The following is a 14,754-nucleotide window of genomic DNA, read 5'->3' on the forward strand; positions in this document are numbered from 1 at the left end:
AGAGGGATGCTTGATGAAGCGCAGCCATGGGTATCGTGCGTTCTCGCAAAAGGGGCCGGCCGGACATTTCTGGTTGTCACTGCTTTGCTTCTCAGGCCTGGTGATCGTCAGTTTTCTGTTGTTCGAACAACAGATCCAGGACTTCCTGACCCATCTCAACCTGTACTTGCCCTCCACACCCACCCAGAAACTCAACCTGGCACTGCTGCTGATCGCCCTGCTCGCGCTGGATGTGGTGCTGCCGGTGCCGTCGAGCATGGTCGCGCTGCTGGCCGTGGCCATGCTCGGCGGTGTGGGCGGTTACCTGGTGATCTTCATTGGCCTGTGCCTGGGAGCCGGGCTGGGTTATGCGCTGGGGGCCGGCTACTTTCGTCTGCTGTCCGGTCGTTTGGGCCTGCATCAGCGCCAACCGGGGCAGTTGGCATATAAGCTGGGCACGCTATCGTTGATCTGCCTGCGCGGCGTGCCGGTATTGGCCGAAACTTCGGTGGTGGCCGCCGGGATGCAACGTTATCCGCTGCCGGCGTTCGTATTGGTCACCACCCTGGCCAATGCCGGTCTGGCACTGGCCTACAGCGCCATCGGCACCTTTCTCGTCGAGCAGAACGCGCTGTTGGTGACTATCCTCGCCAGCATGGTGTTGCCTGGGTTGTTTATCGCCGGGTTCAGCCTGTTCAAGAGCTTGCGCAGACACGACACAGCGCAACCGCTGCACGGGCGTTTCAAGGTCAATTACGACTACCCGGTGCTGTTCACCGATCACTTGTTCGATCCGGCCAATCCCTGCCTGCACCAGCAGCTCACCTTCCGGCACAGAGGGCCGGTGACGGTACTGGTATTCGCCGATGAACAACTGCTGCAAAGCGCCCCGCAATTGCTGGAACAGATCGACGCCTACTTTGCCGCCCATGCGGCGGACCTGCACTTGCAGGCCGCGCCGATTACGGTGCCGGCCGGCGAGTTGAGCAAGGATTCGCAGGTGTTGCAGCAGCTCTACCGCGACATGTTGCACCATGGGCTGGACCGCCATTGTTATGTGCTGGCCCTGGGCGGCGGCGCGGTGCTGGATGCGGTGGGCTACGCCTGCGCCACCTTCCACCGTGGCATTCGCCTGATCCGCATCCCGAGCACCGTGCTGGCGCAGAACGACGCCGGCATCGGTGTGAAAAACGGCATCAATGCCTTCGGCCAGAAGAACCTGCTGGGGGCGTTCTACCCCGCCACTGCGGTGATCAACGACTTCCAGCTGCTGACCAGCCTGACCCGCCGTGACCAGATCGCCGGATTGGCCGAGGCGGTAAAAGTGGCGCTGATCAAAGACCAGGCCTTCTTCCAATGGATGGAGCAACAGGCCGACGCCCTCGCCCATTTCGATCACCCGGCCAGCCGCTATGCCATTCGCCGCTGCGCCGAACTGCACCTGGCGCACATCACCGGGGCCGGCGACCCCTTCGAACGCGGTAACGGACGACCATTGGATTACGGGCACTGGGCCGCGCACAAACTGGAAAACCTCAGCCAGCACCGACTGCGCCATGGTGAAGCCGTAGCGGTGGGCATGGCCCTGGATGGACTCTATGCCAATGTCCTGGGACTGTTGAGCGATACCGACACCGAACGGGTGCTGAACCTGCTGCACAAGCTCGGCTTCAACCTGTGCCCGCCGGAACTGTCCTTGAAAGATGCACAGGGGCGCTCACAGGTTTTGCTCGGGCTGGAGGAATTCCGCCAGCACCTGGGCGGGCAACTTTCCATCCCCATGCTCAGCCGGATCGGCGAGTCGGTGGACCTGCATGAAATCGATGCCGCGCGGATGGAACAGGCGCTGCAACGACTGTCCACCCGCATCGACCCGGTACTCACCCTCAGCGAAGGCTGCGCGCGATGAGCCAGACATCACCGAACCTCAAGACCTGGATGACCCTGGGCAGGGTATCCAACCTGCCCACGGTGTGGACCAACACCCTGGCCGCCGCCCTGCTGGCCAGCAGTGCCGGTGCCCTGGCGCCGCCGTCGTCGCTGGTGTGGATCCTGCTGCTGGCCGCACTGTCGCTGCTGTATCTGGCCGGCATGTTATTGAACGACCTGCTGGACGCCGACTGGGACCAACAGCACCATAATCCCCGCCCGATCACGTTGGGTCTGGTCAGTCGCCAACAAGTGGGACTGGCCACTGTGCTGTTGCTGATACTGGCTGCGGCCTCGGTACTGGGCCTGAGCCGGTTGATCGATCAACCGCACTGGTTACTGGGCAGCGCCACCCTGCTGGTGGGCTGCATCCTCGGCTACAACCTGCTGCACAAGAAATACGCCCACAGCGTCTGGTTGATGGGCGCCTGTCGCTCGGCCCTCTACCTCACGGCAGCAGCCAGCCTGGCGGTGCCGCCGGAGCCGATCTGGCTGTGCGCCATGTTGCTGGGTGTCTACATCAGCGGCCTGACCTACCTGGCTCGTCAGGAACACAACAACCAGTTGCTCAGTCGCCTGCCGCTACTGCTGATGTTGAGCCCGCTGGCGCTGGCGATCTATTCCGACAACGCCTGGTTCTGGCCGGTGCTGCTGCTCTGGCTTGGCTGGCTGGGCTGGCACTACTGGCACCACTTGGCCCACCCGCAGCAACGGCAAGTCCGTGCCTTCATCGGCGCTGGCCTGGCGGCTCTGCCACTGTTCGATGCCCTGGTGCTGGCTGTGGCCAACCAGCCGCTGGGCAGCCTGTTATGCGTTCTGGTGTTTTTCCTGCTTCCACACTTCCAGCGCTGGATCAAACCGACATGAACATGGACGTCACTGCATCGCCATCGGCGGCCCTCGAAATGCGCCACGACTGCCTCGCCGAACAACACCAGGCCCTCACCCAACAGCTCGATGACACCGAACTGCAGTGGTGGCGCCAGGCCCAGGAGCGGCTTGCCCAACGCCCGGACGCCAATACCGCGGCGCTGTTGAGCAGCCAGTGCAAGCGCAACCTCAAGGAGCAACCGCTGCCCCACAGTCCCGGCTGGAGCAACGTCCAGCTGGCGCGGGCATTGTTGCTGGCTCAGGTCCTGGAGCAACAGCCCCTCGCCGGGCAACTGCCGTTGCTGCGCCAACTGTTTTTGTGGGGTGAAGATCAGGAAAAAATCGCCACCTTGAAAGCCCTCGACTGGCTCGACAGCCGTGGGCTTTGCGTGGAACTGGCACTGCAAGCCGGGCGTACCAGTAACAGCCAGGTGTTCGCCGCCCTCGCCCTGGACACCTTCTACCCGTCGCGTCACTACAGCGAACGGGCCTTCCATCAACTGGTGCTCAAAGCACTGGGCATGGGGCTCGACATACGCCGCCTGATCGGCCTGACGCAACGACACAGCGTCGCCCTCAACCAGTTGGCCCTCGACCTGCTGGACGAACAGCTCGCCGCTGAACGAACGGTGTCCGCCGGGCTGCCCCGAGTGATTGCCTTCGACCTGCTCAGCCCGGCGCAACACCAGCGTCTGACCGGCCTGAGTCAGCAGCAACGCTTGCCGCCTGAGTGGCACGAGTACCTGGCCGACGCCTCACAGAACTGACACTCAACGACTCCTTTTCCTTGACGAGGATTTACCATGCTCAAGTACTTCGACCCGCATATTCATATGGTCAGCCGTACCACCGATGACTACCAGAACATGGCCGCCGCCGGCATCACCGGAGTGATCGAACCGGCCTTCTGGCAGGGCCAGGCGAGGACCAGCGTCGGCAGTTTCATCGACTACTTCGACACCCTGTTGGGCTGGGAGCGTTTTCGCGCCAGCATGTTCGGCATTCATCATTTCTGCACCATCGGCCTCAACCCCAAGGAGGCCAACGACCTGTCAGTGGCCAATGAAGTGCTGGAGATTCTGCCGCGCTATCTGGTGAAAGACGGCGTCGTGGCCGTCGGCGAAATCGGCTACGACGACATCACCCCGGAGGAAGATCGCTTCCTCGCCGCTCAGCTGGAGCTGGCCAGACAATTCAATTTGCCGGTGCTGGTGCACACCCCGCACCGCGACAAGATCGGTGGCACCAAACGCACCCTGGCGGTGATTCGCGAAGTCGGGATTGCCGAGCACCTGGTGATCATCGACCACCTCAACGAACTGACCTTGCCTTTGGTGTTGGACAGCGACTGCTGGCGCGGCCATTCGATCTACCCCAACACCAAGATGTCGGAACAGCGCATGGTCGCCCTGTTGCAGCAGTACGGCACCGAGAAAATGGTGGTCAACAGCGCCGCCGACTGGGGCATCAGCGACCCACTCAAGGTGCCGAAAACGGGTGAAGCGATGCTGGCTGCCGGCTTCAGCGAAAGCCAGGTCGAACAGGTGCTGTTCCACAACCCCGTGGACTTTTTTGCTCAAAGCGGCCAACTGGACAAGTCCCTGGTCAGCACCCCGCTGCCCATCGACCAGCGTCGGCAGTGGCAGGACAACTCTGCCCTGCGTGGCCAGGAACCGGTGATCAAATGAGTGCCGGCACGGGGTGGGCTGCCGCGCAGGTCGGTTATTGCAGCAATGTGCACCCGGCCCGTGACCTGGCGGGGCTACGGTCATCCATCGAATGGCATTTCCAGGGTGTGCGCACTCTACGCGGCCTGAACGAGCAAGACAGTGGGCTGTGGATCAGCGCCCTCGCCGCGGCCGAACTACAGCAGGCGTCAGCTCGCGCGGATTTCCTCAGCCTGCTGCAACGCAGTGGGCTGCGGCTGACTTCACTTAACGGCTTTCCCTATGGCCAATTTCATCAAGGTGCGGTGAAAGCCGACGTCTATTTGCCCAACTGGACTGATCCGAAACGGCTGGCGTACAGCCTGAATCTGGCCCGAATCCTGGCACACGCCCTGCCGTCGGATTGCCCCCAAGGCGTGATTTCCACCGTACCGCTGGGCTATGCCGCCGACTGGAACCCGCGGCGACAGCAGCGTGCCGAACATCTGCTGCGCCAACTCACGGCTTCACTGGCCAGGCTGCATCGGGAGACGGGTAAGAAGATCGTGTTCTGCCTGGAGATGGAGCCGGACTGCGTGCTGGAAAACACCGACCAGGCCATCGCCTTCTTCCACCGCTACCAAGCCAGCGACCCGCACCATGACTATCTGGCGCTGTGTTTTGATGTATGCCACCAGGCCGTGGTTTTCGAACACTGCTATCAGTCGCTGGAAAAGCTGCGCCAGGCCCGGGTGCCTGTCGGCAAGATCCAATTGTCCAACGCGCTGATTTGTCGCCTGCCCGCTGAAGACCACAACCGGCGCGAACACGTGCTCAAGACCTTGAGCGACTTCGCCGAAACCACCTACCTGCATCAAGTCAAAGCCCGCGATGCACAGGCGCGGTTATCGGGCTGGGCCGACCTGCCCGCCGCCCTCGACGATTGCGCCAACAACCTGGGGCAATACCCCGAACTGCGGATTCATTTCCACATTCCGCTGTTCAGCGAACACTTGCTGCTGCCTGAGCTCAGCGGCAGCCAGATCGCCCTGTCGCAGACCTTCGACTTTCTGGCGGACCATGGGGATTTCCGCCCTGTGCTGGAAGTGGAAACCTACAGCTGGGGCGTGCTGCCCGCGCAACTGCGGCCCGACACCGAGCACGCCCAACTGCAGGGGATCGCCGCGGAACTGCACTGGGTCGAAGAGCAACTGCGCCAACGCCAATTGCTGCAATCCCAAACGCGGGAGGCGTACGCTGATGCCCTCTGAAAATCCGCGCCAAGCGCTGCTGCTGATCAACGTGGTCGGGCTGACCCCGGCGCTGCTGGGGCCGGCGACACCGCACATCAATGCCCTGTTGAAAACGGCGAAAATGGCCAGCCTGCAACCGGTGTTTCCGGCTGTCACGTCAACGGTGCAGGCGTCGATTCTCACCGGCCTGTCGCCGTCGGAGCACGGCATCGTGGGCAATGGCTGGTATTTTCGCGACCAGGCTGAAGTGCGTTTCTGGCTGCAACCCAACGCACTGATCCAGGGAGAAAAGGTCTGGCAGACGCTCAAGCGCGAACTCCCGGGTTTTCGCTGCAGCCAGTTGTTCTGGTGGTACAACATGTATGCGGACGTGGACGCCGCCATCACCCCACGCCCGCACTACCCGGCCGATGGCCGCAAGCTGTTCGGCCTGTATTCGTCACCGGCCTCGTTGCATGAGCGTATCGAGCAGCAGATCGGCGAATTCCCGTTTCCGGGTTTCTGGGGCCCGGCGGCCGGCATCGCGTCGAGCCGCTGGATCGTCGACTGCGCCATCGCCGAGTTCCAGATTGATCGACCCGATCTGCAATTGGTTTACCTGCCGCATCTCGACTACTGCCTGCAGCGACTGGGCCCCGATCATCCGTCGATTGCCGACGAGGTGCGGGCCATCGACAGTGAAGTGGGTCGCCTGCTGGCCTTTGCCCAGGAGCAAGGCGCGGCGGTGATGCTGTTGTCTGAGTATGGGATCGAAGCGGTACAGCAATCCGTATCGATCAACCGGTTGTTGCGCTCGGAAGGCTTGTTGCAGGTGCGCCAGTCGCTGACCTGGGAGTTGCTCGACCCCGGCGCCAGCGCGGCCTTTGCCGTGGCCGATCATCAGATCGCGCACATCTACGTGAAACAGGCGCAAGACATTCCTCGCGTCAAAGCGCTGCTGCAGCGCCAGCCCGGCATCGAGCAGGTGCTGGATAAAGCCGAACAACGGGTCTGGCAACTGGATCATCCGCGCAGCGGCGAGCTGGTGACCGTGGCCGCGCCGGGTTACTGGTTCGATTACTACTACTGGCTCGACGATCGCAAGGCACCCGACTTTGCCCGCACCGTGGACATCCATCGCAAGCCCGGCTACGACCCGCTGGAACTGTTCATCGACCCGGCCATTCGCTTCCCCAAATTGAAAGTGGCGCGCCGCCTGCTGCAGAAAAAGCTCGGCTTTCGCTACTACATGGACCTGATTCCGCTGGACACCCGCCTGGTCCGTGGCAGCCATGGTCGCCTGCCCGACAGCGAGAACACCGGCCCGCTGCTCATCACCAATTGCGATCTGCCGTTGCCCCAGCGCCTTGCGGCCACGGCAGTGAAGCAACTGCTCCTGGAACACTTCCTGGGGCATTCACACACCGACCCGGCCAATGCCAAGGAGCTTCCATGCGGCGAGCCATTTCTATAACAGTTCTGAGTGCCTTGGCCGGTTTGGCTCAGGCACAGGACACCAACAACTTCAACTGCAGCAACTTCCTGCAATTTGGAATCAGTGCCGACCAGACCCGTACGGCGTTCAACAAGCACCCCGAGACCATGGCCTGGAACTGGTTCGTCTGCCTGAACCAGCCCGACGCCCAGGGTTACAACCGCGTGTGGGAGTCGTTCAAGCCTTCCGACCAGGTCTACCTGGCCAATGGCGTCAACCCTGGCTCGTATGACAGCCGCATGAAGCCGCCGGACGAGGTGCTCAAGCAAGCCAAGGCCCTGGGGCTGGACGCGAACCGTCTGCTGCACAACCTCAATGCCACGCAGCAGGTCGACGGGATGAGCCTGGAAATGGGCGGTACCGTCGTGCCTGAGGCACAGCGAGGCCAAGTCGTGCGCTTTCAACTGCTGATGTCCCAGGACACTTATAACTACATCGTCAAGAACAATGTCTACAACGTAGATGGCCAGGAGGCCCTGACGAGCAACCTGAACTTTCCCGCCACGGCCTGGGAATTGAAAGCCGCCTGGCTGTGGATCGGCGCGGACATGGACTACAAGAAGAAGCTGGAGAACGACGGCTACTACACCGCCCAGGCCTATTACCAGCAGGGCACCGACTACAGGGTCGGCTATGCGGCGTTGAGTGGCTTGCATGTGGTCAACAAACTGGACTCCAGCTGGGTCTGGACCACCTTCGAGAACGTCAACAACAGAAAGTACACCGTGACCAAGGGCCACCCGCCCCGGCCGATGACAAACAGCACCGGACCGACATCGGATGCCATACCGGTCAATACGCAGTTCCAGGCCAACAACCCGACGCTGTCGAAATACGAGTTGATCGGCGTGGAATATCAACCCAAGACCCAGGTGCTGGCGAACTCGCAGCTGGAATCGGCGTTCCAGGACACCTCATCCTGCCTGGCCTGCCACGGCACCGCCGCCTACTCGAAGACCGACGGTTACTTCAATTTCGCCATCCCGACCCAGGGCGGTCTCACCTACCCCACTACACCGCTGCCGGACAAAGACTTCAACGGCTACAAAAAACTGGATTTTGTCTGGTCGCTGAAACGCGCCCAGTGGAAACGCTAAGGAGAGCACGACATGAGCGTATTGAATTTTCCCCGCATCTACCTCAACGGCCAGATGTTCTGGAACCCGCCAACAGCCAACAACAACGACATGTTCCCGCTGTATGACGCGGTGAACACGGATATCAACTGGTCGTTCATGACGCACTTCGGCATCGACCGGAACAATGCTCCCGACACCCTGATGCCATGGGCCATCTCGACGCAGTACATGGCTGGCATGCCGACCTATGTACAGCAGGTGCCAAACAATATCAATCCGAAGCATGACCCGTACATGCCCGCCGAATGGGATCTGTTTGGCGACAACGGTTGCGGCCTGGTGAACTACGGGAAAACCAAGTCGACCGTTATCGGCGGCGAAGTGCAGCCCAATAGCTACATCGATAAGGATGCACTGATCGGCGCGCAATACCACTTGCTCGGCAGCCCCCTGGGCAGCAATACCCCGACCGCGGCGCGCTTCGTGGATATCAGCCCATGGCAGAACACCTTCACGGCGCTGTACTTCGACAAACTGGTGTTAGGGGACGCGAACTGCGGCCTGACCCTCAACCGCAAGTACCGGATGATGGACCGTTTCCTGAACTTCAGTTGGGGAGCCCTGGGTGGCCTGGTGAACGTCAGCACCACCTGGCAGACCTGCTTCCCCAAGGAGAATCTGGAATGGGCGCTCGGCAACTCGTCCCTGCTGGCCAACCTGAAGCAGCAGATGGAGCAGCAAGGGGCACAGGGCCTGATGTTCCGCTTTTGCGTCTACCTGACCTGCTATGACAAGAACGGGATATTCAACGATTACCCACAGCGCCTCGACACCCGTTCCAACAACCCGAACGTCATGGCGAAAGTGCGTGACCTCTACAGAAAGGGCTTGGACAACGTCAACGAGATTTTCTTCAATCCTGCCTACAGCCGCACCTCGGCGGTCCTGGGGCTGTGGTTCGCCGGTGAATACCCCACCGCGCCCGCCGGAAGGCGACTGGTGGCCAATGAGGCGGTGTCGATGAGCCAGCTGTATTCCCAGGAGACACAACAAGTCAAGTTGGGGGTGATTTCGGCACAGATCAACGACTACACCCTGTCACTTGACCTGGGCAATACCTTTCCGAGCTATCCCGTGGATGCCACGGCTGATATCCCCGTCCCGGAAAAATTCAATGCCGGTACCTACCATTTGGGTGCCGAGAAGGATGGAACATTCAAGCCGGCGGTCATCTTGAACTTCGCGGACTATCGGCAGTCGGCCTTCAACCAGCGCTCGGGTATCCTCGATGTTCCCCTCGATGACTATACCAAGGGTGTATTGGAATCCGGTCCCCTGATTCTACGTCGGTTGGGCCTGTACAGCGCTCCCCAGACCGTCGCCGCCACCCAGCAGACATGGACCGCCGAGGTGATCGAAAGCGGCAGCTTCATCGACGTCGGCGACTACAAGAAGCTGACCATCATGGTGCAGAACAATGGCCAGCCGGCCGCCAACACGACACTGTGGGTGGCCGAGTACAACAACCCCTACATGGTGACCAGCAGCGACTACTACCTGGCATTCAGCAACGCCGCCGACTTCACGCTGTTCTACGACAACCCGGCGGACCGCAGCAAGAACACGGCCGGTCTGCCGCAGTTCACCGACGCACCCTCGGTCGGCCTCTACCGCAGCACTGGCAGCGGCCGCCGACTGACGGACCTGCAGGACGTGCCTGAACCTTCTGGAACCCCAGTCGGTTATCAAGAGTTCCTCACTGTTTCCGGTAAACCGGTCGCGGTGAACCTGCGCCCCTGCCTGACCCTGGACAAGCCCATCGGTCGCACCGGTACGCTGAACGACGAGAAGGGCAACTCCGTCAATTACACCTATGCCGTCATCACCACCAACGCCCAAGGTATCGCTCAGATAGGCTGCAAGGCAGTCGCGCCAGGCTTCCCCACCCTGCGCTTCTTCGTGAAGGAAGGCGATAAGGATCCGACCATCCCCTTCAGCTTCCCGCTCAGCGAGGCCTACGTCGACTTCCTTGCCCCGCTGCGGGTCCTGCCGCTGGACATGAAGTTGCAACAGGACTTCATCGACACCTGGAACGGCATGTGCACCTCCACGCAAGCTCCGGAAGAAATATGGAACACGTTCATCTTTCCAAAGGTGCTGCAGTCGTTCTATTACCTCTACCCCATCATGAACAAGTACATGCCCCTTGATTCACGCACGCGGGTGGAGGGCGCCGTCGACCAGTTACTCATATTGATCAACAAGGACAACCAGGACGAAAGCACCCTGGCCATGCCGATCACCCGAGACCTGTCGCAAAGCCGCCGCGCCGTGCTGCAGCTGTGGGCCAAACGCCTGGTGAAACTCAACTTCCCACCCAGGAAGCTCTCCATGAGCGACTACAACGACCTTTGACGTTTCACGCCGGATTACCGGGTGGCGAGTCCGCCACCCGGCACTTCACAGGAGGTGTCCCATGAAAATCATCTTGGACCGGTTGTTGCTGCTGATCCTGCTGCTCAGCCCGCCTGTTTTCGCCCAGGACAGCGAGGCCATCTACTTCAGCATGGGGGTGCACAACAACCTGGGGTGTAACGAAAAGAACGGCAACTGCATCGCCAAGCGTTCCGTGGGCGAGCCTTCCGATCCGTTTTTCCCGGCCTACTGGATCAGCGACTGGACCATGTACCGGGTGATGCACAACTACGAGAAAAACCCGCCGCCCTACAGCAATCCACCCACCACCCTGACCCCGGCGGACTACACCGTCTCTCGCGGCACCAGTTACTACGACACCGCCTACATCCCGCCGGATGGCGACGGCTTCGGCGCGATGATGGAACACTACGAGAAATACTGCCTGCCGATCTTCCCGATCAAGAACAACAACTACACCTGCTCCTTCGTGTCACTGGGCAACAAGGCCTACTTCCTGACCTATCCCCAGGACCGTCCCAAGGACATGCCGGCCTGCTGCATGTTCTCGCCGATGAACCACCCACCACGGCAGGATTTCATCAAGCACCTGCCCTACAGTGCCGCGCGCAGCCAGAACCTCAATGGCAGCGTGCAAGCCTATGCCCTGGATGTCGACTCGCCACAAGGCCCGATCCTGTTCGGCTACGCCTTCTACAAGAACGCCACGGGACAACCGCCCTACCGGCATCCGCAGTCGTTCTATTTCTCCGGTGATGCCAGCGTCGCCAATGCCCCCATCGTCAGCCAGAACTACACCAACTTCCGCATCGCCAAACCGGACCCGGCCCAGACCTGGGCGCAAGTGGCCGCCATGTGTCCGGCGAATCCACCGCCCTGCCAATTGTTCGAACCACCGGCGTCACAGAGCAACGGCCAAAAGGCGCAGTGGAACAAGCTCATGCAACGCAAACCCTGAATAACGACGAAGGATCGCCATGAAAACCACATTCCGTTTCTGCGTGATGTTAGTGGGCTTGGCCAGTCTGTCGGGCCTGGCCCTGGCCCGGGAACAGGCCATGCCGTCGACGCAGGCCAGTAACCTGAGTTGCCAGCCCCCCAGCACCGCGCCGGCCGCCAGCGCCAGCCAGGATCAGTTCGATCAATACAGCTGGCAGATGTTCATCGCTTTGAACTGGCCTGCACAGAACGGGCAGCGCGGTGATCCCGACTGCGCCAAACAGCCTGGGGACCCCGGCTACACCGTTTGGCAAACCTACAAGACCGTGGAGGAAATCTTCCTGCCGAAGGGGGCAGATCCTGGCCCGTGGAACACCCCGCAGACCGCCAAAAGCCTGGGCATCATCAACATCGCCGCGCTGAAGAACAGCACCCAGGTGAATGCCGTGGATCAGGCTGTCGGCGGCTGGCTGATCGACCAGGCCGGTAACCCGACCTACTACGACATTTCGGCCAACGAGACGTCCTACGACTACATCGTCAACAACAGCTTCTATAACGCCGATGTCGTTTCCAAAGCCAACAACATTAACTTTCCCAACGGGGTCATCGAGGTCAAGTCGAGCTGGCGCATCCTCACGACCAGTGACAACGCCAGCCGCTACCTGACCATGCTGGCGCGCGTGCCCACGTTCAACGACCAGGGCCAACGCACCGGTGTCACCGAGGCCTACCTGGGCCTGGTGGGCCTGCACATCATCACCAAGGTCAACGGCTATCCGCAGTGGATCTGGTCGACCTTCGAGCAGATCGATAACGTTCCGCCCAAGGAGTTGGTGCATGGCCAATGGGTCGATCAGCCAACAGCCGGCATGACCTACTCCTACTTCAACCCCGCGGCCCCGGCCATCACCCTCAACCAGTCACCCTGCGACTGGCAGACTCAGGGTACAAAACTGGTCTGCGTGCCCAAGCCCGGCACCACGTTCCAGACCCCGAACCCGCTGAACCGGGTCACCCCGATTGCCGAGATCACCAACGCCGTCAACACCAATTACCGCACCGACCCGGGCCTGCAAAGAAGCGTGCTGAAGTACTACCAACTCATCACCACCCAGCGTCCGCTGATGCCGGACAACCCCAGCAACCCATTGGGTCAGCCGACCCCGTCGCTCTCGGCCAACGTGACCATGGAGAGCTACATCCAGCCCAACAGCAGCTGCATGAATTGCCACTCCATGGCGACGCCGGTCAAGAGCCCCTACAAGTCCGATTTCTCCTACCTGTTCAAATTCGCCAATGCGCCTGTCGGCAAAACCACCAAGGACGAGGAATAGATCATGAGCATTCTCAATGGACCACGGTTGAATTTCTGGGGCGGCATCCGCACGGACGTCAGCCTGCCGAACAACTCCCCCACTATTCCTTACGACGGCAATGATCACTGGCCGCTCTTCGACCTGACCACCTCGACCCTGGCGCCGGGAGCCCAGTCTTACACCGACGATCAGCTGAACAACATGATCAATGCACCCACGGGCGACTACTACACCGCCGGCGGCTGGAATCACTACGGGCAGCACGTCGTCGACATGCAGAACGCCTTGATCAGTTCCCAGGGTAGTCCGGGCAGTATCAGCACCACCGGCGACATGGTGGGCCAGCCGGTCTATCTGCTCGGCTCAGTGGACCCGGTGACCGGACAGGGACCCGTTTCCGGCCCGATGATGGTGGACCTGGACCCTACCTCCTCGACCACCACCCAGATATTTGTCGGCGGTCTGCAAATTGGCGGCAACAGCAATATCCAGCTACTGATCCGCGCCAACACGGTCTGCAGCAGTCTGGATGTCAAAACACGGGTGCTGGAGCCAGAGAGCATGGATGCGCCCGGCTCCTTCCATGCCAGCGGCACATTTCAGCTGACCTTTCCCCTGAGCAGTATTGTCAGCTGGAACCAGAACAGTAGCGGCCTGCGGTCGATCATCCAGGCGCCGGGCGCAACCGGCATCGTCCTGCGTTTCGTCATGTTCGAGATGTGTCCCACGATGACCACCGAGCAACTGGACGCCGATTACGCCGCCGGTAAATACACCCCCAACCCGAGCATCGGCCGGGTCATCGGGACGCTGGCCCCGGCCTTCGACGATGAGCCGCTGAACTGCCAGCCGGGCCGGCAACTGGTCAACCAGAGCGTCAAGAGCACGGGTTATGCCGATCTGGGCGACAGCGGCATCCTGAGCATCGACATGGTGAATGTCATCCCGAAGCAAACCTTCAGGGCCGTCAGGGACGACATCACCAGCCCCATCGGGCCCAACGCGGATTACGGTCCCGTCACGATCAGCGCCGGCACCACCACCCTGACCACCCTCGACCCGGCAAGCAGCCCGTTGTTCGACTATTACGTGTATGGCGGCATCGTCGACCTGCCCTTGAGTGCCACTCAGCAGCAAGCGGTGCGAACCGCGGCGCTGGCCATCAACGCACCCAATACCGTCTCCGAAACCACGCTGCACGCCATCGAATCGACCTATCGGGTGTATGCCGATCAGCGCAACGTTTATCTTGAGGACTACCCCAACGGCCTGTCGATCACCCTGCAGGTCAGGTACCTGGGTGGCCCGGTCACCAGTGCCACCGAAATCGACCTGAAGGCCGGTGCCCCTGCGGTATACAAAAATCCGAAATACTGGAATTTCCTCGAGTTTCCTGACTCGCTGACCATCAACCCCGGCCAGCTCGACGTCAGTTTCCCGGTCACCCTCAAGCCGGGCACCGAGGCCCAGGCGGGGTTTGTCGCGCTGACTTACACGGTCAACGGTCTTGCAAGCGGTGGCTACTTCACCAGCTTTCGCAAATACGCACAGACCGACTTCGGCATCCCCAAGGGCACCACCATCACCTGGCCGCTGATGTACCCCAACGTCCTGCGGTTTCACTACCTGGCCTTCCCCGCCATGTCGCGCTACATCCCGCTCAATCAGCCCGACGCGATCATGGCCGCGAAGAACCCCATCCTCGCCCGAACCTCGGACGCCTACAAAGGCACCACCCTGTTCATGCCCGTGGTGCGCTCGATGTCGCCCTGCCAGCGGGCGCTGCTCCGGGCCTATCTCACCGGCGAACCGTGGCAACCGCCGCAGTAA

The 14,754-nt window shown here is 61.1% G+C and carries 11 protein-coding genes; all 11 read left to right on the plus strand.

Annotation, left to right across the window (positions count from 1 at the left end):
• Window positions 1-13 precede the first annotated feature (13 nt).
• The 11 genes from PSH64_RS15300 to PSH64_RS15350 all read left to right on the plus strand — a co-directional run bounded on the left by PSH64_RS15300 (window position 14) and on the right by PSH64_RS15350 (window position 14,754).
• Complete coding sequence (locus PSH64_RS15300; protein ID WP_305477712.1) at window positions 14-1,888, plus strand: 3-dehydroquinate synthase; 1,875 nt, start codon at window positions 14-16, stop codon at window positions 1,886-1,888.
• Window positions 1,885-2,775 carry a UbiA family prenyltransferase gene (locus tag PSH64_RS15305; protein WP_305477713.1) on the plus strand — a complete coding sequence of 297 codons (891 nt, stop codon included), beginning with the start codon at window positions 1,885-1,887 and terminating at the stop codon, window positions 2,773-2,775. The genes PSH64_RS15300 and PSH64_RS15305 overlap by 4 nt, the downstream gene beginning before the upstream one ends.
• Window positions 2,772-3,545 (plus strand): EboA domain-containing protein, encoded by a 774-nt coding sequence (locus PSH64_RS15310; protein ID WP_305477714.1) that lies wholly within the window; start codon window positions 2,772-2,774, stop codon window positions 3,543-3,545. Before PSH64_RS15305 ends, PSH64_RS15310 begins: the two co-directional genes overlap by 4 nt.
• 36 nt (window positions 3,546-3,581) lie before the next feature.
• On the plus strand, window positions 3,582-4,466 hold the full coding sequence (locus PSH64_RS15315; protein WP_105344349.1) for a TatD family hydrolase: 885 nt from the start codon (window positions 3,582-3,584) through the stop codon (window positions 4,464-4,466).
• Window positions 4,463-5,695 (plus strand): metabolite traffic protein EboE, encoded by a 1,233-nt coding sequence (gene eboE / locus PSH64_RS15320; protein ID WP_105344351.1) that lies wholly within the window; start codon window positions 4,463-4,465, stop codon window positions 5,693-5,695. Before PSH64_RS15315 ends, eboE begins: the two co-directional genes overlap by 4 nt.
• Window positions 5,685-7,130 (plus strand): alkaline phosphatase family protein, encoded by a 1,446-nt coding sequence (locus tag PSH64_RS15325; protein WP_105344353.1) that lies wholly within the window; start codon window positions 5,685-5,687, stop codon window positions 7,128-7,130. Before eboE ends, PSH64_RS15325 begins: the two co-directional genes overlap by 11 nt.
• Window positions 7,109-8,248, plus strand: coding sequence for a hypothetical protein (locus tag PSH64_RS15330; protein ID WP_019578685.1), 1,140 nt, complete (start codon window positions 7,109-7,111; stop codon window positions 8,246-8,248). Before PSH64_RS15325 ends, PSH64_RS15330 begins: the two co-directional genes overlap by 22 nt.
• A gap of 12 nt (window positions 8,249-8,260) precedes the next feature.
• The gene (locus PSH64_RS15335) at window positions 8,261-10,645 is read left to right on the plus strand and encodes a hypothetical protein (protein ID WP_086945630.1); all 2,385 of its coding nucleotides are present in this window, start codon (window positions 8,261-8,263) and stop codon (window positions 10,643-10,645) included.
• Window positions 10,646-10,706: 61 nt separating this feature from the next.
• Window positions 10,707-11,624: a hypothetical protein gene (locus PSH64_RS15340; protein ID WP_105344357.1), complete on the plus strand. Its 918-nt coding sequence runs from the start codon at window positions 10,707-10,709 to the stop codon at window positions 11,622-11,624.
• A 19-nt stretch (window positions 11,625-11,643) separates the two neighbouring features.
• Entirely contained in the window at window positions 11,644-12,942 is a 1,299-nt protein-coding gene (locus PSH64_RS15345; protein WP_305477715.1) for a hypothetical protein, read from the plus strand.
• Window positions 12,943-12,945: 3 nt separating this feature from the next.
• Complete coding sequence (locus PSH64_RS15350; protein ID WP_105344361.1) at window positions 12,946-14,754, plus strand: hypothetical protein; 1,809 nt, start codon at window positions 12,946-12,948, stop codon at window positions 14,752-14,754.

Origin of the sequence: Pseudomonas sp. FP1742, from assembly GCF_030687145.1 — a bacterium.
GTDB classification, from domain to species: Bacteria; Pseudomonadota; Gammaproteobacteria; order Pseudomonadales; family Pseudomonadaceae; genus Aquipseudomonas; species Aquipseudomonas frederiksbergensis_D.

Bases quoted from the DNA above. Each gene is read 5' to 3' on its own strand.
- PSH64_RS15325 (WP_105344353.1), top strand. From the start codon at position 5,685: ATGCCCTCTGAAAATCCGCGCCAAGCGCTGCTGCTGATCAACGTGGTC.
- PSH64_RS15310 (WP_305477714.1), top strand. From the start codon at position 2,772: ATGAACATGGACGTCACTGCATCGCCATCGGCGGCCCTCGAAATGCGC.
- PSH64_RS15300 (WP_305477712.1), top strand. From the start codon at position 14: ATGAAGCGCAGCCATGGGTATCGTGCGTTCTCGCAAAAGGGGCCGGCC.
- PSH64_RS15315 (WP_105344349.1), top strand. From the start codon at position 3,582: ATGCTCAAGTACTTCGACCCGCATATTCATATGGTCAGCCGTACCACC.
- PSH64_RS15350 (WP_105344361.1), top strand. From the start codon at position 12,946: ATGAGCATTCTCAATGGACCACGGTTGAATTTCTGGGGCGGCATCCGC.
- PSH64_RS15335 (WP_086945630.1), top strand. From the start codon at position 8,261: ATGAGCGTATTGAATTTTCCCCGCATCTACCTCAACGGCCAGATGTTC.
- PSH64_RS15305 (WP_305477713.1), top strand. From the start codon at position 1,885: ATGAGCCAGACATCACCGAACCTCAAGACCTGGATGACCCTGGGCAGG.
- PSH64_RS15345 (WP_305477715.1), top strand. From the start codon at position 11,644: ATGAAAACCACATTCCGTTTCTGCGTGATGTTAGTGGGCTTGGCCAGT.
- eboE (WP_105344351.1), top strand. From the start codon at position 4,463: ATGAGTGCCGGCACGGGGTGGGCTGCCGCGCAGGTCGGTTATTGCAGC.
- PSH64_RS15330 (WP_019578685.1), top strand. From the start codon at position 7,109: ATGCGGCGAGCCATTTCTATAACAGTTCTGAGTGCCTTGGCCGGTTTG.
- PSH64_RS15340 (WP_105344357.1), top strand. From the start codon at position 10,707: ATGAAAATCATCTTGGACCGGTTGTTGCTGCTGATCCTGCTGCTCAGC.